The organism is Propionivibrio dicarboxylicus, from assembly GCF_900099695.1.
In the GTDB taxonomy this organism is placed as follows: domain Bacteria; phylum Pseudomonadota; class Gammaproteobacteria; order Burkholderiales; family Rhodocyclaceae; genus Propionivibrio; species Propionivibrio dicarboxylicus.
In genome coordinates, this window is the sequence record NZ_FNCY01000006.1 from 1 (window position 1) to 17,906 (window position 17,906).

Sequence of the window (17,906 nt, forward strand, 5' to 3'; positions counted from 1 at the left end):
ATCGGCGGGATGAAGGCCGGCGTGTTCACGCCGACCGAAGCGGCGGTCGTCGCTGTCTTCTACTCGCTCTTCACCGGCTTGCTCGTCTATCGCGAACTCGATGTCCGCAAGGTGCCGTACCTGATGCTTTCGGCCTTGAAGACCTCGTGCACGATCATGTTCCTGGTCGCCTGCGCGATGGTATCGGCGTGGCTGATCACGATCGCCGACATTCCGGCGCAGACGATCGAGTTGCTCAAGCCGTTCATGGACAACCAGATGGTGCTGATGCTGGTGATCACGATCCTGGTGATCATCGTCGGGACGGCGCTGGATCTGATCCCGACGGTACTGATCCTCGGCCCGATTCTGGTGCCGGTGGTGAAGATGGCGGGGATCGATCCGTACTACTTCGGCGTACTGTTCATCATGAACAATGCCATTGGCCTGCTGACGCCGCCGGTCGGGACGGTGCTCAATGTGGTGGCGGCGGTCGGCAAGGAGAAGCTCGACAACGTCATCAAGGGCGTCTGGCCCTTCCTGCTCGCCGAGACCGTGCTGATGTTCCTGCTCGTCTTCTTCCCCAAACTCGTCACCGTGCCGGCCAAGTGGCTGATGTAGCGGTTGTCATGGATGTGACGTTGTCAGCCGATGCCGCCGTGGGCGGCATCGGCGTGATGCGCTGAGCGGCATCGTCGATCTCATGTTTTTGGATTTCCTCCTGATCGCAGTGGCAGCGCTGGCCGCTGGTTTCGTCAATGCGATTGCTGGCGGTGGTACGTTCTTCAGTTTTCCGGCCTTCGTCGCTGCCGGTGTTCCTCCGGCGCTGGCGAGCGCGTCGAACAACGTCGGGCTGTGGCCGGGCAATGGCATGGCGGCCTTCGCCTATCGCCGCGAACTCTGGGCAGTGCGCGCGCACCTGCCGTTCCTGTCGTTCGTGACCCTGGCCGGCAGCACGGCCGGTGCCGCTCTCCTGTACTGGATCGGCAATGACGGCTTCGCCCGGCTGTTGCCCGCGCTCGTCGTCTTCGCGACGGCGCTTTTCGCGTATGCCGAACAAATCCGGGGCTGGGTGCTGCGCATCGCGCAGCGCCAGACGTCGGGTGCCGAGCCGCGCGCCGGCGGCTCGCTCGCCTCGGCGCTGGGACTGGGCATCGTCGCCGTCTATGGCGGCTTCTTCGGCGGTGGCGTCAACCTGATGGTGCTCGCCAGCCTCAGCCTGATGGGCTACCGCGATATCCAGCAGAGCAATGCCATCAAGAATTATCTTGCCGTACTGATTATTGCCAGCGTCTTCGCCGTCTTTATCGTCCAGGGTGGCATTGCCTGGGGGCAGACGCTGGTTTGCGCCGTCGGCGCGATGACCGGCGGCTTTGTCGGCGCCAGCGTTGCCAAGAAAATGCCGGTGGGCTGGCTGCGCGGCATGGTGATTTTTGTCGGTATCGCGCTGACCGTGATCTACACCTGGCAGTACTGGATCAAGCCGGCCTTGGCTTGATCCAGGGCCGGAGGGTCAGCCCGGCAGGCGCCGGTCCACGCTGTCGGCCAGCGCTTGCAGCGCCGGTGCGATATCGACGGGGTAGGGCGTTGTCGCGTCGAGTCCGCGGCAATTTTCCGGCAGGCGTGCGAGTTGCACCTGGGCGTCGGTGCGCAGTTGCGCCAGCGTCGCCTGCGATGCCGTCCGTCGTCCGTCGCGCATGACGCATTCGAGCAGCGGGGTGCCGGCCGGGGCATCGCCCTCAAGGGTTAGCGTGTCGCCGCACATGCGTCCATCATTGTCGTAGCGGCGATAGACCTGCTTGCGTCCCGGCCAACTGGCCTTGCCTTCGGAACGCTTGCGCCGCGCCGCACCGGCGTATTCCTGCAGCTTGTAGGCGCATTCGAGGTAGGGGCAGTCGTCCGAGGTGTTCATGCGTGTGCCGATGCCGAATCCGTCGATCGGCGCGCGTTCGGCGCGCAGGCGGCGCACGGCGTATTCGTCGAGGTTGCCGCTGGCGAAAATATGCACGTCCTTGAGACCGCCGTCATCAAGGATGGCGCGCACACGGGCGGCGTTCTGGCCGAGGTCGCCGCTGTCGATGCGTACCGCCTGCAGGCGGATATTGCGTGCGGCGAGCCGGCCGGCCAACGGGATGATGGCGCGGGCCGCGGCGTCGATGTCGTAGGTGTCGATCAGCAGCGTCGTCGCACGCGGATGCGAGAGCGAGAAATTCTCGAAGGCCTCGCTTTCGTCTTCGTGCGCCTGGATGAACGAATGCGCCATCGTGCCGAAGAGCGGAATGTCCCACTGCATGCCGGCGAGGACGTTGGCCGTGCCGTTGAAGCCGGCGAGATAGCTGGTGCGGGCCGAGAGCATGCCGGCTTCGGCACCGTGCGCCCGGCGCAGGCCGAAGTCGACGAGCAGCGCCTCGGGCGCGACCAGTCGCGTGCGCGCGGCCTTGGTGGCGATCAATATCTGGAATTGCAGCAGATTGATGATGCGCGTTTCGATCAGTTGGGCTTCACGTAGCGGCGCGACCACGCGCAGGATCGGTTCGTTGGCGAAAAACGGGGTGCCTTCGGGCATCGCCCAGACTTCGCCAGAAAAGCGGAAGTCGCGGAGCGTAGCGACGAAGTCGGGCGTGAAGCGGCCGCTCTTTGCCAGCCAGTCGAGTTCTTCGGGCGTGAAACGCACGGTCTCGAGATAATCGAGTACTTGTTCGAGGCCGGCAGCGAGCAGGAAATTGCGATTGTCGGGCAGACGGCGGACGAAGAATTCGAAGACCGCGGTATCGTTCATGCTGTGGTCATCGTAGGCCTGCAGCATGGTCAGCTGATAGAAGTCGGTGATGAGGACGCTTTGGTCGTTCATTCGGGAGATTCCTCAAGCAGCGTGGCGCCGGCGGCCTGCATCTCGGCGATCGCGCGCGCGCCGTCGCCGGCTTGGACATTGACTGCCCGGATCGCTTCGCTCAGCAGGACGACGTTGTAGCCGAGACGGCAGGCGTCGAGGACCGTGTTGAGCACGCAATAGTCGGTAGCAAGGCCGCCAATAAAGAGGCGCTGGCTGCCGGTGTGTTGGAGTAGGTCGGATAGATCGGTGCCGCCGAAGCCCGAGTAGGCGTCGACCTCGACCGTCGTCGCCTTGCTGATGACTTTTGCATTTTTCGGCAGGCGTAGCGCCGTCGCGAAGCGGGCGCCATCGGTGTTGGCGACGCAATGGTTTGGCCACGGCCCGCCTTGCGCGATGAACGAGCAATGCGCTGCCGGATGCCAGTCGCGGGTGGCGAAGATCGGCAGGCCGGCGGCCTGGAATCGTTCGATCCAGCGATTGAGCGGCGCGATGACGGTGTCACCGTCGGTGACGGCGAGCTGGCCGCCGGGAAGAAAGTCATTCTGTACGTCGACGATCAACAGCGCATCGCCGGATTGAAGTCGGGTCGTCATCGAAATCTCTTGTCTGTCGGGCCGAAAATCAGGGGGGCGTCGGCAGGGCCGGGCGGAGGCAACACCGAAGCAGAGCAGAGGCAGCGTAGACCCCGCGCGCACGGCCTTGGCGCGCGGAGCTTGCTTGGGCTTTAAGCCGACAGCGCTGCCGAGCGGTAGCCGTCGACGATCTGCACGATCTGCGAGAACACCTTGGGCGTGCCGGCGATCAGGTTGCCGGTCTTCATGTAGTCTTCGCCGCCGGTCAGGTCGCCGACGAGTCCGCCGGCTTCGCTGATCAGCAGGTTGCCGGCCGCCATGTCCCACGGTGCCAGGCCGAATTCCCAGAAGCCGTCGAGACGGCCGCAGGCTACGTAGGCCAGATCGAGCGCGGCCGAACCGGCACGGCGTACGCCGGCGCTCTTCTCGGTGAATTCCTTGAAGAGTTTGAGGTAGGTGTCGATGTGGTCGAAAACGCGGAAGGGGAAGCCGGTGCCGATCAGTGCGTCTTCGAGTTTCACGCACTTCGAGACACGAATGCGGCGCTCGTTGAGGAAGGCACCGCCGCCCTTGCTGGCGGTAAACATCTCGTTGCGCAGCGTGTCATAGACCAGCGCCTGGTTCATCTGGCCTTTGTAGGCGAGACCGATCGATACCGAGTATTGCGGGAAGCCGTGGATGAAATTGGTGGTGCCGTCGATCGGGTCGATGATCCACTGATAGTCGCTGCCAGCGCCGCTGCCCAGGGTCTCGCCGGACTCTTCTGCTAGAATCCCGTACTCCGGATACGCCTCGCGCAGCACTTCGATGATGGCGGCTTCGGCGGCTTTGTCGACCTCGGTGACGAAGTCGTTCTGGCGCTTGACGGTGACGCGCAGATGTTCGAGATCCTGCGAGGCGCGGTTGATGATCTGGCTGGCGCGACGCGCGGCCTTAACCATGATGTTGAGTGCTGGATGCATAGGGTATCTTTTAAAGAGAGTTCGCCGGAGGCCGAAGTGCTTCGGTTTGTCCGCGAAGTTGAGTGAATCCGGTATTTTATATGAATCAAGTTTCTGCGTCTTCCCTGGCCGCATCCGCCGGCGCTCTCGACCGCGTGCGCGTGGTCCTCTGTCGCCCGAGTCATCCCGGCAATATCGGCGCCGCGGCGCGGGCGATGAAGACGATGGGGTTGTCGCGTCTGGTGCTCGTCGATCCCGCCCGTTTTCCCGATGACGAAGCCATTGCCCGTGCCGCCGGGGCTGAGGACGTGCTGGTCCATTGCCAGGTCTGCGCGACGCTCGATGAGGCGCTGGTGGGCACGGTGATGGCGATCGCGATGTCGGCCCGGCACCGCAACCTCGGTCCGGCGCCGCTGCAGGCGAGGGAAGGGGCGGCTGTCGCCCTCGAGCGGACGAACGAAGGCGAGGTGGCGCTCGTCTTCGGTAACGAAACGCGCGGGCTGGCCAACGAGGATGTCATGCGCTGCCAGCATACGGTGTTCATTCCCGCCAATCCCGACTACACCTCGCTCAATCTCGGCGCCGCCGTGCAGGTGCTCTGTTATGAATTGCGCATGGCGGCGTTCGCGGAGCGTCCGCCGGTGGTGACGCGGACCGTGCCTTTCGAGTCGCCGCCGGCAAGTTTCGACGACGTCGAACGCTTTTACGCGCATCTGGAGTCGGTCATGGTCGCTACCGGCTTCCATAATCCCTCGCAACCGAAGCGCTTGATGCCGAAGATTCGGCGCCTGTTCGGCCGTGCCGCGCTCGAACGCGACGAAATCAACATCCTGCGAGGGATTCTCGACGCCGTTCAGAAACGCCTGCGCTGAGGCTTTGCGGGCCAGCGATGTCCGGCGGGCCTGCGTTTAATTGTTGATAGAAAGAGTCGGGTATTGTAGAATGCCCCGTTGTTGCCTGTGGAGATTTTCCTGATGTTCAGCCGCCTTCGCGAAGATATTCGTTCCGTGTTCGACCGGGATCCCGCCGCCCGTACGACTTGGGAGGTGCTGACCTGTTATCCCGGCGTGCATGCGGTGATCCTGCACCGCCTGTCGCACGGTTTCTGGCGGCGTGGATTCTATTGGCTCGGGCGTTTCACCTCGCATGTCGCCCGCCTCATGACCGGCATCGAAATCCATCCGGGGGCGACGATCGGTCGCCGCTTCTTCATCGACCATGGCATGGGGGTGGTGATTGGCGAAACGGCGGTGATCGGCGACGACGTCACGCTCTATCACGGCGTGACGCTTGGCGGCACGTCCTGGGTCAAGGGCAAGCGCCATCCGACGCTTGAAGATGGCGTGGTGGTCGGTGCCGGCGCCCAGATTCTCGGGCCGATCACGATCGGCGCGCGCGCCAAGGTCGGGTCGAATGCGGTCGTCGTGAAGGATGTGCCGCCGGAAACGACGGCAGTCGGCAATCCGGCGCGCATCATCGACTCCGAACAGGCGCAGAAGCGTGAGGAAAAAGCCGGTCAGATGGGCTTTTCCGCCTATGCGCTGGCCGGCAAGCAGGACGACCCGCTGGCCAAGGCGATTCACGGACTGCTCGATCACGCCGTCGAGACCGACCGTCGGCTGGAACTCTTGCTGCATAAGCTCGAAGCCAGCGGCGTTTGTGTCGAAGACGAACTGGCGACGGCCGACAAATTCGATCCGAAATACCTGAGCAAAATAGTTGACTAATATCGGCGTGGCTCGGTATAGTTGAGTCTGCTGATCGGGTATTGACTGGAGGATCCCATGCGACTGACCACCAAAGGACGTTTTGCCGTGACGGCCATGATCGACCTTGCGCTGCGGAGCGGCGAAGGCCCGGTAACGCTGGCCGGCATTAGCGAGCGGCAGAAGATTTCGTTGTCGTACCTGGAGCAGCTCTTCGGCAAATTGCGCCGTCACGAGCTGGTCGGCAGCGTGCGCGGACCGGGCGGCGGGTATTGCCTGGCGCGTCCGGGAAACCAGATTACCGTTGCGGATATTGTGCGTGCCGTCGATGAGCCGCTCGATGCGACGCAATGCGGCGGTCATGAGAATTGCCGCGACGAAGAGCGCTGCATGACGCACGATTTGTGGACGACGCTCAATGCCAAGATGTACGAGTATCTGTCGTCGGTGACGCTGGCCGATCTCGTCGAGAAGCAGTTGCGCAAACTCGGCGGCGAGGTGGTCACGCTCGAGGAATTGCGCCGTCCGGCTGGCAGTCGGACACGGACGCTGTCGGTGGTGGCCTGAGCAATAGCGATGTTCGCGCCCGTCTATCTCGATCATAACGCGACGACGCCGCTCGATCCGGTCGTGCTCGACGCGATGATGCCCTGGTTGTCGCAGCGCTTCGGCAATGCGTCGAGCCGGCACGAGTACGGACGCGATGCGCGGCGAGCCATCGATGCGGCGCGCGAACAGGTCGCTCTGGCGGTCGGTGCGCATGCGACTGAAGTGGTGTTTACGAGCGGCGGTTCCGAAGCCAACAACCTTTTCGTCAAGGGCGTGGCGGCGCGGCAACGGCCGGGACTGGCGGCGATCAGCGCCGTCGAGCATCCCTGTGTCATGAAGCCGGCCGAGCAACTGGCGCGTCAGGGCTGGGAAGTGTGCAAGCTGTCGGTCGATGCGCAGGGGCGCGTCGATACGGCGGCATTCCGCGAGGTCGTCGCCCGGCGGCCGCGTTTTGTCTCGGTCATGGCGGCGAACAATGAAACCGGCGTCGTTCAGGACATCGCGGCTTTGTCGGCCCTGGCGAAGCCTGCCGGCGCCTGGTTTCACGCCGATGCCGTCCAGGCGCTCGGAAAAATGCCGCTAGACTTTCGTGTGCTGAACGCGGCGGGCGTCAATGCCCTGACGGTGTCGGCGCACAAGATCGGCGGTCCGCAGGGTGCAGGGGCGCTGATTGTCGATAAACGCGTCGAGTTGGAACCTTTGATCGCCGGCGGCGGTCATGAGAGAGGACTGCGGTCGGGAACCGAAAACGTCGCGGCGATCGTCGGTTTTGGCGCCGCATGTGCGCAGGCGGTCGGGCGTTTGGAAGAAGTGTCGCGGCGTTTGCCGGCGCTGCGCCAACGCATCGAAGCCGGGCTTGCGGACATCGGGGCGGTTGTTTTCGGCGCCGAGGCGCCGCGCCTGCCGAATACCGTGCTGTTCTCGATTCCCGGTATCGAGGGTGAAACGCTGGTGGGGCAACTCGATCGTGCCGGTTTTGCGGTGGCTAGCGGTGCCGCGTGTTCCAGCGCCAATCCCGAGCCGTCGCACGTGCTGCAAGCGATGGCGGTGCCGCCGGTGTTGGCGCGCGGTGCGGTGCGGGTGAGTTTGGGCGTAGCGAATACTGAGCAACACATGGACGATTTTTTATTGACTTTGCAGGAGACCGTGTCGAAACTGCGGCGTTTGTCCGCAATCGCGGTTTGATGCTAATTACGGAGTGAACACATGTTGAGACTGCCCATCTATCTGGATAACTCGGCAACGACGCCTGTCGATCCGCGCGTGGCAGACAAGATGATTCCCTATCTCGTCGAGAAATTCGGCAATCCGGCGTCGCGCTCGCACGCTTTCGGTTGGGAAGCGGAAGCGGCCGTCGAGGAAGCGCGCGAAGAAGTGGCGCGGCTCGTCAATGCCGATCCGAAGGAGATCGTCTGGACCTCCGGCGCGACCGAGTCGGACAACCTTGCCATCAAGGGCGCTGCCAATTTCTATTCGGGCAAGGGCAAGCACCTCATCACGGTGAAGACCGAGCACAAGGCCGTGCTCGACACCTGCCGCGAACTCGAGCGCAACGGTTTCGAAGTGACCTATCTTGACGTCCAGGACAATGGCCTGATCGACCTCGATGCCTTCAAGGCGGCGATTCGTCCGGACACGATTCTCGTCTCGGTGATGTTCGTCAATAACGAGGTCGGTGTCATCCAGCCGATCGCCGAGATCGGTGAAATCTGCCGCGAGAAGGGCATCATTTTCCACGTCGATGCGGCACAGGCGACGGGCAAGGTCGAGATTGACCTGGCCAAACTGAAGGTCGACCTGATGAGCTTTTCGGCGCACAAGACCTATGGCCCGAAGGGTATCGGCGCGCTCTACATCCGGCGCAAGCCGCGCGTGCGGCTTGAAGCGCAGATGCACGGCGGTGGCCACGAGCGCGGATTCCGTTCGGGGACGCTGGCGACGCACCAGATCGTCGGCATGGGCGAGGCCTTCCGCATCGCCCGCGAAGAAATGGCCAGCGAAAACGCCCACATCGGCGCCTTGCGCGACCGTTTGCTGAAAGGGCTGTCGGATATCCCCCAGGTGTTCGTCAACGGCGATCTCGTCCATCGCGTGCCGCACAACCTGAACATCAGCTTCGCCTATGTCGAAGGTGAGTCGATGCTGATGGCGATCAAGGATCTGGCTGTCTCGTCCGGTTCGGCCTGTACATCGGCTTCGCTGGAACCCTCGTATGTCTTGCGGGCGCTCGGTCGCGACGACGAACTGGCGCACAGTTCGATCCGCTTCACGATCGGTCGCTTCAATACGGAAGAAGAAATCGACTTCGCCGTCAAGCTGCTGCACGAAAAGATCGGCAAGCTGCGCGAACTCTCGCCATTGTGGGAAATGGTGCAGGAAGGGATTGATCTCAACACCGTCCAGTGGGCCGCCCACTGACGCGGTAATACAAGGATGAATGGAGTCGGAAATGGCATATAGCGAAAAAGTTCTGGATCACTACGAGAATCCCCGCAACGTCGGATCCTTCGGCAAGGAAGAGTCGGGCATCGCGACCGGTATGGTCGGCGCGCCGGCCTGTGGCGACGTGATGAAATTGCAGATCAAGGTCGGCAAGGACGGTGTCATCGAAGACGCGAAGTTCAAGACCTACGGTTGCGGATCGGCGATCGCGTCGTCGTCGCTGGTGACCGAATGGGTCAAGGGCAAGACGCTTGAGCAGGCGCTCGAGATCAAGAATACGCAGATTGCGGAAGAACTGGCGCTGCCGCCGGTCAAGATCCACTGCTCGATTCTGGCAGAGGATGCGATCAAGGCAGCGGTGGCCGATTACAAGAAAAAGAACGGCGAATGATATCGTCGTTGTCGACAGGAGAACAGGAATGGCGGTAACACTCTCGGAGCGGGCGGCGGCACACGTCGCCAACTATCTCAGCAAACGTGGCAAGGGAATTGGCCTGCGGCTTGGCGTTCGCACCAGCGGTTGCTCGGGTGTCGCCTACAAGCTCGAGTTTGCCGATGTCATCGAACCCGAAGACGTGTCCTTCGAGTCGCACGGTGTCAAGGTGCTGATCGATGCGAAAAGTCTGGCGTATCTGGACGGTACCGAACTGGACTACACGCGCGAGGGTTTGAACGAAGGCTTCAAGTTCAACAACCCGAACGTCAAGGACGCCTGCGGTTGCGGCGAGAGCTTCACGGTTTAAAGGTGTGAGCGGTACCCGGCGGGCGCGTCGGGTAGTGCTGGATTGCGACGATGCCGGCCGGGCCGGTTCGTCAAACATCGCCAAGGGAATTCATGGATTTCAACGCCGACTATTTTGCGCTGTTCGATCTGCCGCGGCGCTTCCGCATCGATGCTGCACAACTCGATGCCCGTTACCGCGACGTGCAGGCGCAGGTGCATCCGGATCGTTTCGCCGATGCCGACGATGCGCAGCGGCGCTTATCCTTGCAATGGGCGACGCGGGCCAATGAGGCGTATCTGGCGCTGAAGAAGCCGCTGTCGCGGGCCATTTATTTGCTTGAACTCGCCGGACAAGGCATCGATCTCGCCGACAATCGCGCCATGTCGGCCGAATTCCTCGTCGAACAGATGGAGTGGCGTGAAACGGTCGCTGAAGCCCGCGCCGCGCAAGCCGCGCCGGAACTCGAAGACCTCGATCAGCGCGTGCGGGCCTCGATCCGTTCAGGCTACGAGGAACTGGCCGACCTGCTTGACGATCGCAAGGACCTGGTGCAGGCCAGCGATCGCGTGCGGCGCCTGATGTTCCTCGAACGCTTGCTCGTCGATATCGACGAAGCCTTGGAGGCCGTCGAGGCCTAATAAAAATACACAGGGACCCCTTATGGCCTTACTGCAAATTTCGGAACCTGGCGAATCGCCGGCACCGCATCAACACAAACTGGCGGTCGGGATCGACCTGGGGACGACCAACTCCCTGGTGGCGACGGTGCGCAGCGGACTCTCGGTCGTTCTCGCCGACGAATTCGGCCGGCCGCTCTTGCCCTCGGTCGTCCAGTATCGTGCCGACGAAGAGCCTGTCGTCGGTTACGAGGCGCAGGCCGTGCAAGCCGTCGATCCGCGCAACGTCATCGTTTCGGTCAAGCGCTTCATGGGGCGTGGCCTCAAGGATATCGCGCACCGCGAGTCGTTGCCGTACGTCTTCGATGATGCCCCAGGCATGGTCCGCTTGCAGACGGTGGCAGGAGTCAAGAGTCCGGTCGAGGTGTCGGCCGACATCCTGCGCGCCTTGCGCGTACGGGCCGAGAGTGCGCTTGGCGGTCCGCTCGTCGGCGCGGTGATTACCGTCCCGGCCTATTTCGACGATGCGCAGCGTCAGGCGACCAAGGATGCGGCCAAGCTGGCCGGGTTGTCGGTCTTGCGCCTGCTCAACGAACCGACGGCGGCGGCGATCGCTTACGGTCTCGATAATGCGGCCGAAGGCATCTATGCCGTCTATGATCTTGGCGGCGGCACTTTCGACATCTCGATCCTGCGCCTGTCGCGCGGCGTTTTCGAAGTGCTGTCGACCGGCGGCGACTCGGCGCTCGGCGGCGACGATTTCGATCAGCGCATCTTCTGCTGGATTCTCGAGGCGGCGAAGCTCAAGCCGCTCTCGGCCGAGGACGCCCGTCTGCTGCTGACCTGTGCGCGTGAGGCCAAGGAATACCTGACGCCGCATGGCGTCGCTCCGATTTCGGCGCGGCTCGGCAGCGGCGAGGTCGTCGATCTCAAGCTGACGACCGAGATATTCACCGAGATCACGCAGACGCTGGTGTCGAAGACGATTCAGCCGGTGAAAAAGGCGCTGCGCGATGCCGCGCTCACGATCGATGATGTCAAGGGCGTCGTCATGGTCGGCGGTGCGACGCGCATGCCGCAGATCCAGCGTGCTGTCGCCGAATTTTTCAAGCAGCAGCCGCTCAATAATCTCGACCCCGACAAGGTGGTCGCGCTGGGCGCAGCGACGCAGGCCAATCTGCTCGCCGGCAACCGTGCCGCCGGCGACGACTGGCTGCTGCTCGACGTCATCCCGCTCTCGCTCGGACTCGAGACGATGGGCGGGCTCGTCGAAAAGATCATTCCGCGCAACTCGACCATTCCGGTCGCGCGTGCGCAGGAGTTTACGACCTTCCGCGACGGGCAGACCGCGTTGGCGGTTCATGTCGTGCAAGGTGAGCGTGAACTGGTCAGCGACTGTCGCTCGCTTGCCCGCTTTGAACTGCGCGGTATTCCGCCGATGGTCGCCGGTGCGGCGCGTATTCGCGTCACCTTCCAGGTCGATGCCGATGGCCTGTTGTCCGTGTCGGCGCGCGAAACGACCTCGGGAGTCGAGGCCAGCATTTCGGTGAAGCCGTCGTACGGCTTGTCCGACGACGAGATCGCCAGCATGCTCAAGGATTCGATGGCGCATACGCGCGACGACGCCCTTAGGCGCGCGATGAAGGAAGCCCAGGTCGAGGCGCAGCGCCTGATCGAAGCCGTGCAGGCAGCCTTGCGCAGCGATGGCGAATTGCTCGAAACCGAACAGCGCGCTCGCATTGAGCAGTTGATGACGCGTTTGCAGGCGGCATCGCTTGGCGAAGACCGGGTGCAGATCAACGCGGCAATGAATGAACTCGAGATGCAAACCAAGGCGTTTGCCGCGCTGCGGATGGACAAGTCGATCCGCAAGGCATTTGCCGGCAAGCGGATCGAATCGCTGACGGAGGAAGAACTCACTGATCAGACTTCGGGAGAATCGGCATGACACAGATCATCGTATTGCCCCACGCGGAAATCTGCCCGGACGGGGCCGTCATCGAGGCCAAGGAGGGCGAGTCGGTTTGTCAGAATCTGCTCGATAACGGCATCGAAATCGAGCACGCCTGCGAGATGTCCTGCGCCTGTACGACGTGCCACGTCGTCATTCGCGAGGGTTTCAACGGTCTCGAGCCTTCGGACGAACTCGAGGACGATTTGCTGGACAAGGCCTGGGGGCTTGAGCCCAATTCGCGTCTCTCGTGCCAGGCCGTGGTGAACGAAACGCCACTGGTCATCGAGATTCCGCGCTATTCGATCAACATGACACGGGAAGGGAAACGCTGATCATGAAGTGGACTTCCGTTTACGATATTGCCGCCGAGTTGGCCGATTCGCATCCCGACGTCGATCCGAAGAAGGTCAATTTTGTTGATTTGATGCAATGGGTTATCGCCTTGCCAGATTTTGACGACGACCCCAAGCATTGCGGTGAAAAGGTGCTCGAGGCCATTCAGCAGGCCTGGATCGACGAGGTCGATTGAGATATTTTCAAAAATCGAAAAGCATTATTACGTTTGCTTCATCGGACGCGATGCGTTAATCTTAACTACGCCTTAAGTGGTAATGCGGTCATACCGGCTCATGGTTTTTTCGCTCGATAAATAGAGAATACGGGTGGAATATCTGAGAGTCATCGTGCGTTCAAAAGGGGATGGTTCGAAATGCTGATTAGCAGGAAAATCTGGCTTCTGGTGGCATTGGCGATGGCGACTGCTGCAGCCATTTCATTTTTCGGTCTGTTTGGTCTTCGGGTTGTGAATACCGACGTCAAGGGGATCGCCGAAGAATCGGTTCCGGCGATGCTGAAGATCAGCGACATGCGCAGTACCTATCTCGGCCTGATTCCGAAGCTGTATGAACGCGCCGGCACGGACGACGCCGCCAAAGGGGAATCCCTCGAAAAAGAAATCAACGAAGGCGGACAAGCGCTGATCAAGCAGATCAATGCCTACTCGGATAACGTTACGGATGAGGATCGCAAGAACGATCTCACCCAGGCCAAACTTGGCCTGATTGCTTTCATCACGCGCATGCGGCAGATCAGCGCGCTCGCCTCGCAAGGGGAGAACGGCATGGCGCTGGATATGATCAAGCGCGACATCGGTCCGCTGCACCACGATCTGGCGGCTGCTTTCGACAAGCTGGTGAAGGTCAGTATCGATGATGTTAACGTGCATTCCCAGTCGGCAGACTCGGCATTCAAGAGAACGCTGATGATCACGATCGCGGCGGCAGTGATCGGTGTCGGTGGCATTGGCCTGATGGGATTTTTCCTCGGAGGCTCGATCACCAAACCGCTGTCGGCCATGCAGCAGGCGATCACACAGACGTCCACCGAGCTCGACTTTACCCGCTCAATCGATATCCGTAGCGATGATGAGATTGGCAGGACGCTGCGCGCCTACAACGAATTGCTATCACGTCTGCGAGCAAGTTTGAGCGGCGTGCAGGCCGCCGCTGCGCGCATGGCGCAGATTTCCGACGACGTCAATCAGACGACCAAGGAAATTACCGAAAACTCCCATGCGCAGAACGATGCGTCGTCCTCGATGGCCGCTGCGATCGAGGAACTCACCGTCAGTATTTCGATGGTTGCCAATCAGGCGCAGGAAGCCAGTCAGCACACGCTCAAGTCGCGCGAGACTGCCGATAGCGGTGCCGAGGTGATCCTGGCGACGGTTCAGGGGATCCAGACGATATCGGATTCGGTGCGTCAGACGTCGACGCGCATCGATGCGTTGCGTAACGATAGCGAGAAGATATCCTCCGTGGCCAACATCATCAAGGAGATCGCTGAGCAGACCAACCTGCTGGCGCTCAACGCCGCGATCGAGGCGGCGCGGGCGGGTGAGCAGGGCCGCGGTTTCGCGGTCGTGGCGGACGAGGTGCGCAAGCTCGCCGAGCGGACGACGCAGTCGACGCAGGAAATTTCGACACTGCTCGGACAGATGCAGAGCAGCGCCGCGCACGCCGTGAACAGCATGGGCCAGGCCGTGCGCTCGGTCGATGTCGGCGTCGAGAACGCGCAGCGAGCGGGACACTCGATCCAGGAAATCAAGGAAGGGTCGAGTACCGTGGTTGGCTCCGTCGAGGAAATCTCGGAAGCCGTGCGCGAGCAGAGCGCGGCGACCACCTCGATCTCGCAGCGCATCGAGCAGATCGCGCAGATGACCGAACGTAATACGCAGGCCGTCGAGACGACCGCCGAAGCGGTCAATCGCATGAGCGAGATGAGTCGGGAAATTGCCGAGACGCTGCGCGCTTACAAGGTCTGATTAGAGGCGGTTCATTCCAGACTCAGCCGATGGTCCTTGCAGACCATTTCGGCGAGTCTGTCAGCCGGGACCGGCGGGCTGAACAGGTAACCCTGCAACTGATCGCAGCCGAGCGAGCGCAGGAAATCCATCTGCGCCTTGTTCTCGATGCCCTCGGCAACGATTTCATGGTCGAGTTGCTTGCCCATGGTGACGATCGCCTGCGCAATGGCGCAGTCGTTCTTGTCCTGCGGCACACCGATGACGAAGGACCGGTCGATCTTCAGCGTCGAGATCGGAAATTTCTTCAGATAGGCGAGGCTTGAATAGCCTGTGCCGAAATCATCCAGCGAGAGACTGAAACCACGGGCGACGAGATCGTTCATGATCGGGATGACGAGTTCTGCGCCGCGGACCAGCAGGCTTTCGGTAATTTCGAGGCGAAGCATTTCCGGCGGTATGCCGTGACGTTCGACGATCTCGCTGATCCGGTCGGGAAGTTGGGCGTCGAATTGGCGTGCGGAGAGATTCACCGCGATCGGAATCAAGGGGATGCTTTTCCGCATCCAGTCGTGAATCTGGCGGCAGGCGGCTTCGATAACCCAGTTGCCGAGGCTGTAGATGAGGCCGGTTTCTTCGGCAAGCGGCACGAAGCGAGAAGGCGGGATCATGCCTTGGACCGGGTGCGGCCAGCGGATCAATGCTTCCGCGCCGACAATGCGGCCGTTGCGGAGGCTTGCCTTGGGCTGGTAATGCAGGACGAGTGCATTTTCGTTGACGGCCTGGCGCAGTTCGCCTTCGAGTTGCCAGAGCTCCTTGGCGCGAATATTCATCGCCGGGCCGAAAAACAGATAACCTGAGTCGCTGGTTTGTTGCACGCGCTTCATCGCCACGTCGGCGGCGCGCTGCAGTTCGTCCACGTTCTGACCGTCTTCGGGCAGTGTCGCAATCCCGATGCATGCCTCTATGTGCAAAGCATGCGGTCCGATGGCGAACAAGGGATGAAGGGTTTCCAGCAGCTTCTCGGCGACGAGTCCGCAGTGCTCGCGCTTCTGGATATTGAGGGCAATGACGAATTCGTCGCCGCCAAAGCGCGCGATGATATCTTCGTCGCGCAAAGCTTGACGGAATCGCTGTGCGATCTGGCGGAGGAGTTCGTCGCCAATTTCGAGTCCAAGCGAATCGTTGACCGAGGTGAATCGGTTGATGTCGATCACCATCAGGGCTACGTTGCGCTCGTTGCGGCTCGCACTGGCGAACATCTGATCCGCCAGTTGGTTAAAGAGCGTGCGATTGGGCAAGCCCGTCAGGCTGTCGTAATTGACGATTTGCTGCATGCGGTGTTCGGCGGCACGCAGCACACTGATATCGGAAAAAATGGAAAAAGCGTGCGTGACTTCTCCTTGCGGATTGCGCACGACGCCGATCGAGACCGACTGGGGGAACAACTCGCCGTTCTTTCGCCGCCCGATGATCTCGCCTTGCCAGGCACCGGCACCATGCATTGCGGCACGGACTTCGGCGCGGAAGTCGGCACTGTGCCCCCCCGAGCGCAGTAGATCCGGGGTCTGCCCGATGGCTTCGAAGGAGGTGTAGCCGGTAATGCGGGAGAAGGCTGAATTGACGGAAACGATCATCTCGTTGCGGTCGGTGATCAGTATGCCTTCGTCGCTGTTTTCAATGATGGTGGCATGTAAGCGCTGGCGATCGTCATCGCTGAGGAGATCGCTGAGCGTCGTCAGGTGAGCGGCCATCCCGATCGCCTGACCGGCATCGTCGAAGATTCGCGAAAGCGTGAGATTGGCGCGAAATACTTCGCCCGTCTTCTTGCGATGATGGACCTCGATATACGGACTGCCCTCATTGAGAAAGTAGTCATGAAAGCCGTCGTTGAACGTGTCCGATTCGTCAGCGTAAATGAAGAGGAAGTGCTGTCCGATTGCTTCGCTTCGGGTGTATCCGAAAAGTGCTTCTGCGGCGTTGTTCCAGTCCGTAATATAGCCTGTCAGATCCATCCGGATGATCGGTTGTTCCGAGGCTTCCAGTGGCTTCCATGTCGGATTGTTGCAGCAATATTCGTCGTTGAGTTTGCCGAGTATCCGTTCGAGCGACTCAAGCTTCCGGTGTGCATCCTCGCCGGATTGCGTGCGCGCTTGTTGGCACAGCGCGATACATTGGGCGAGGATGAGGTCAGGCGTTGCCATCGCACTGATGCTCATGAATGACGTCCAGCATCCATTGGTAGGCCTCGACAGTCAGACGGTTGTAGTCCTCCAGCGAGATGCCGAGCGACGCGACTTCGGCGGTGAGCGTCTTGGCGTCGCATTTTTCCGCAGCATCGATCGCTTTCAGCATGCGGCCCAGATCGCCCTGCAAGGTCAGCAAGGCGGTCATCAGCGGTTTGTTCAGGTTGAGCGGCGTCAGTATCTTCTCGAGCGGCACCGCGAAAAGTACGCCAAGAAGCGAGAACATGCCGGCCATAAAGGCCTGTTCCTGCGTTTGGCGGTCGAAGCCTGCGGCTTTCGCCAACAACTCCATTGCGCGCGCACGAACCGTGGCATGGGCGAGCAGCAGGGCTGATCGACGGTCGTTCCGGTTCGCCGAAAAGAGCATCAGATTCAGCCAGCGCTTCAATTGTTGCCGGCCAAGAATCAGTATGGCTTGCGAAAAACTCGAGATGTTCCGGCTGACGCCGATGCCAATGGAATTGACAAGACGAAGAAGGTGGTAGGAAAGAACGGGGTCCTGGCGAAAGACGGCTTCGATATCGCGCGTGTCAGCTTCGTTGGCGACGAGTTGAAGCAACTTGAGTTCAAGTCCGCGCGAGCTTGACTGGCCGCCGGTGCCGTTGTTGCCTGCGGCCATGAACCAGTGTCCCCCGAGCCATTCGCATGGCGCGTGTAGATCGATCTGATCGAGTGTGGCGGCGCTACGGATCGTTTCATCGGCAACAATGTGACAACCTAGCTGTATGAGACGCTCTTGGGTTCCGGGAGACAATCGGGAAGCACGATCGGAAGTGATGAGGCAGGGGAGCGCGGTTGCCAAGGCTGCGAACGTCGCTGTCCCCACCAGCGCTTGAATGCCGGTATCGTCTTCAGGGTCGAGATACAACGCTATCGCGGCGACCTTTAGCGATCGGTCGGCCAAGGGTTCAAGCAGCAGTGGCGAACGTGTCATCGTTTCTTATTGCGCCGGATCGGCGGCATTCCCCGGAGTAATTTGTTTGCATATTCTGTGTCGGCGAGCCTGCGCCAGAGTATACGATTTTTGTCCCGAGAGTTCG

19 protein-coding genes are annotated in these 17,906 nt (G+C 61.2%); 14 read left to right on the forward strand and 5 right to left on the reverse strand.

Annotated elements, in window-relative coordinates:
• Positions 1 to 600 (forward strand): TRAP transporter large permease (locus BLR25_RS08555; protein WP_143009807.1); only part of this gene is annotated, 600 nt, incomplete at its 5' end.
• 82 nt (positions 601 to 682) lie between these two features.
• Positions 683 to 1,477 carry a sulfite exporter TauE/SafE family protein gene (locus BLR25_RS08560; protein WP_091936584.1) on the forward strand — a complete coding sequence of 265 codons (795 nt, stop codon included), beginning with the start codon at positions 683 to 685 and terminating at the stop codon, positions 1,475 to 1,477.
• Between the two features lie 15 nt (positions 1,478 to 1,492).
• On the opposite strand, the gene BLR25_RS08565 is transcribed toward BLR25_RS08560, so the two are convergent.
• From BLR25_RS08565 to BLR25_RS08575, 3 genes are all read right to left on the reverse strand, one after another.
• Positions 1,493 to 2,830: a nicotinate phosphoribosyltransferase gene (locus BLR25_RS08565; protein ID WP_091936586.1), complete on the reverse strand. Its 1,338-nt coding sequence runs from the start codon at positions 2,828 to 2,830 to the stop codon at positions 1,493 to 1,495.
• Positions 2,827 to 3,405, reverse strand: a complete 579-nt coding sequence (locus BLR25_RS08570) for a nicotinamidase (protein ID WP_091936588.1) — start codon at positions 3,403 to 3,405, stop codon at positions 2,827 to 2,829. Before BLR25_RS08570 ends, BLR25_RS08565 begins: the two co-directional genes overlap by 4 nt.
• 131 nt (positions 3,406 to 3,536) lie before the next feature.
• Positions 3,537 to 4,346, reverse strand: coding sequence for an inositol monophosphatase family protein (locus BLR25_RS08575; protein ID WP_091936590.1), 810 nt, complete (start codon positions 4,344 to 4,346; stop codon positions 3,537 to 3,539).
• An 80-nt stretch (positions 4,347 to 4,426) separates the two neighbouring features.
• Here BLR25_RS08575 and BLR25_RS08580 point away from each other — a divergent pair, with 80 nt between their 5' ends.
• The 12 genes from BLR25_RS08580 to BLR25_RS08635 all read left to right on the forward strand — a co-directional run bounded on the left by BLR25_RS08580 (position 4,427) and on the right by BLR25_RS08635 (position 14,641).
• Complete coding sequence (locus BLR25_RS08580) at positions 4,427 to 5,197, forward strand: RNA methyltransferase (protein WP_091936592.1); 771 nt, start codon at positions 4,427 to 4,429, stop codon at positions 5,195 to 5,197.
• A gap of 102 nt (positions 5,198 to 5,299) precedes the next feature.
• Positions 5,300 to 6,052: a serine O-acetyltransferase gene (gene cysE / locus BLR25_RS08585; RefSeq protein WP_091936974.1), complete on the forward strand. Its 753-nt coding sequence runs from the start codon at positions 5,300 to 5,302 to the stop codon at positions 6,050 to 6,052.
• Between the two features lie 57 nt (positions 6,053 to 6,109).
• Positions 6,110 to 6,598, forward strand: coding sequence for a Fe-S cluster assembly transcriptional regulator IscR (gene iscR / locus BLR25_RS08590; RefSeq protein ID WP_091936594.1), 489 nt, complete (start codon positions 6,110 to 6,112; stop codon positions 6,596 to 6,598).
• Positions 6,599 to 6,607: 9 nt separating this feature from the next.
• Positions 6,608 to 7,765: a cysteine desulfurase family protein gene (locus tag BLR25_RS08595; RefSeq protein WP_091936596.1), complete on the forward strand. Its 1,158-nt coding sequence runs from the start codon at positions 6,608 to 6,610 to the stop codon at positions 7,763 to 7,765.
• A gap of 21 nt (positions 7,766 to 7,786) precedes the next feature.
• Positions 7,787 to 8,998, forward strand: coding sequence for an IscS subfamily cysteine desulfurase (locus tag BLR25_RS08600; RefSeq protein WP_091936598.1), 1,212 nt, complete (start codon positions 7,787 to 7,789; stop codon positions 8,996 to 8,998).
• Positions 8,999 to 9,029: 31 nt separating this feature from the next.
• Positions 9,030 to 9,413: a Fe-S cluster assembly scaffold IscU gene (gene iscU / locus BLR25_RS08605; protein ID WP_091936600.1), complete on the forward strand. Its 384-nt coding sequence runs from the start codon at positions 9,030 to 9,032 to the stop codon at positions 9,411 to 9,413.
• 28 nt (positions 9,414 to 9,441) lie between these two features.
• Positions 9,442 to 9,765: an iron-sulfur cluster assembly protein IscA gene (gene iscA, locus BLR25_RS08610; protein ID WP_091936602.1), complete on the forward strand. Its 324-nt coding sequence runs from the start codon at positions 9,442 to 9,444 to the stop codon at positions 9,763 to 9,765.
• A 92-nt stretch (positions 9,766 to 9,857) separates the two neighbouring features.
• On the forward strand, positions 9,858 to 10,385 hold the full coding sequence (gene hscB, locus BLR25_RS08615) for a Fe-S protein assembly co-chaperone HscB (RefSeq protein ID WP_091936604.1): 528 nt from the start codon (positions 9,858 to 9,860) through the stop codon (positions 10,383 to 10,385).
• Between the two features lie 22 nt (positions 10,386 to 10,407).
• On the forward strand, positions 10,408 to 12,312 hold the full coding sequence (gene hscA, locus BLR25_RS08620) for a Fe-S protein assembly chaperone HscA (protein WP_091936606.1): 1,905 nt from the start codon (positions 10,408 to 10,410) through the stop codon (positions 12,310 to 12,312).
• Positions 12,309 to 12,650 (forward strand): ISC system 2Fe-2S type ferredoxin, encoded by a 342-nt coding sequence (gene fdx / locus BLR25_RS08625; RefSeq protein ID WP_091936608.1) that lies wholly within the window; start codon positions 12,309 to 12,311, stop codon positions 12,648 to 12,650. Before hscA ends, fdx begins: the two co-directional genes overlap by 4 nt.
• A gap of 2 nt (positions 12,651 to 12,652) precedes the next feature.
• Entirely contained in the window at positions 12,653 to 12,847 is a 195-nt protein-coding gene (gene iscX, locus BLR25_RS08630; protein WP_091936610.1) for a Fe-S cluster assembly protein IscX, read from the forward strand.
• Positions 12,848 to 13,027: 180 nt separating this feature from the next.
• A complete protein-coding gene (locus tag BLR25_RS08635) occupies positions 13,028 to 14,641 on the forward strand; it encodes a methyl-accepting chemotaxis protein (protein WP_091936612.1) in 1,614 nt (537 codons plus the stop codon).
• An 11-nt stretch (positions 14,642 to 14,652) separates the two neighbouring features.
• Here BLR25_RS08635 and BLR25_RS08640 read toward each other — a convergent pair whose 3' ends face one another.
• Both BLR25_RS08640 and BLR25_RS08645 read right to left on the reverse strand, forming a co-directional pair.
• Positions 14,653 to 16,839 carry a putative bifunctional diguanylate cyclase/phosphodiesterase gene (locus tag BLR25_RS08640; protein WP_218122678.1) on the reverse strand — a complete coding sequence of 729 codons (2,187 nt, stop codon included), beginning with the start codon at positions 16,837 to 16,839 and terminating at the stop codon, positions 14,653 to 14,655.
• Entirely contained in the window at positions 16,811 to 17,770 is a 960-nt protein-coding gene (locus BLR25_RS08645) for an EAL and HDOD domain-containing protein (RefSeq protein ID WP_176785812.1), read from the reverse strand. Before BLR25_RS08645 ends, BLR25_RS08640 begins: the two co-directional genes overlap by 29 nt.
• Between the last annotated feature and the right edge of the window lie 136 nt (positions 17,771 to 17,906).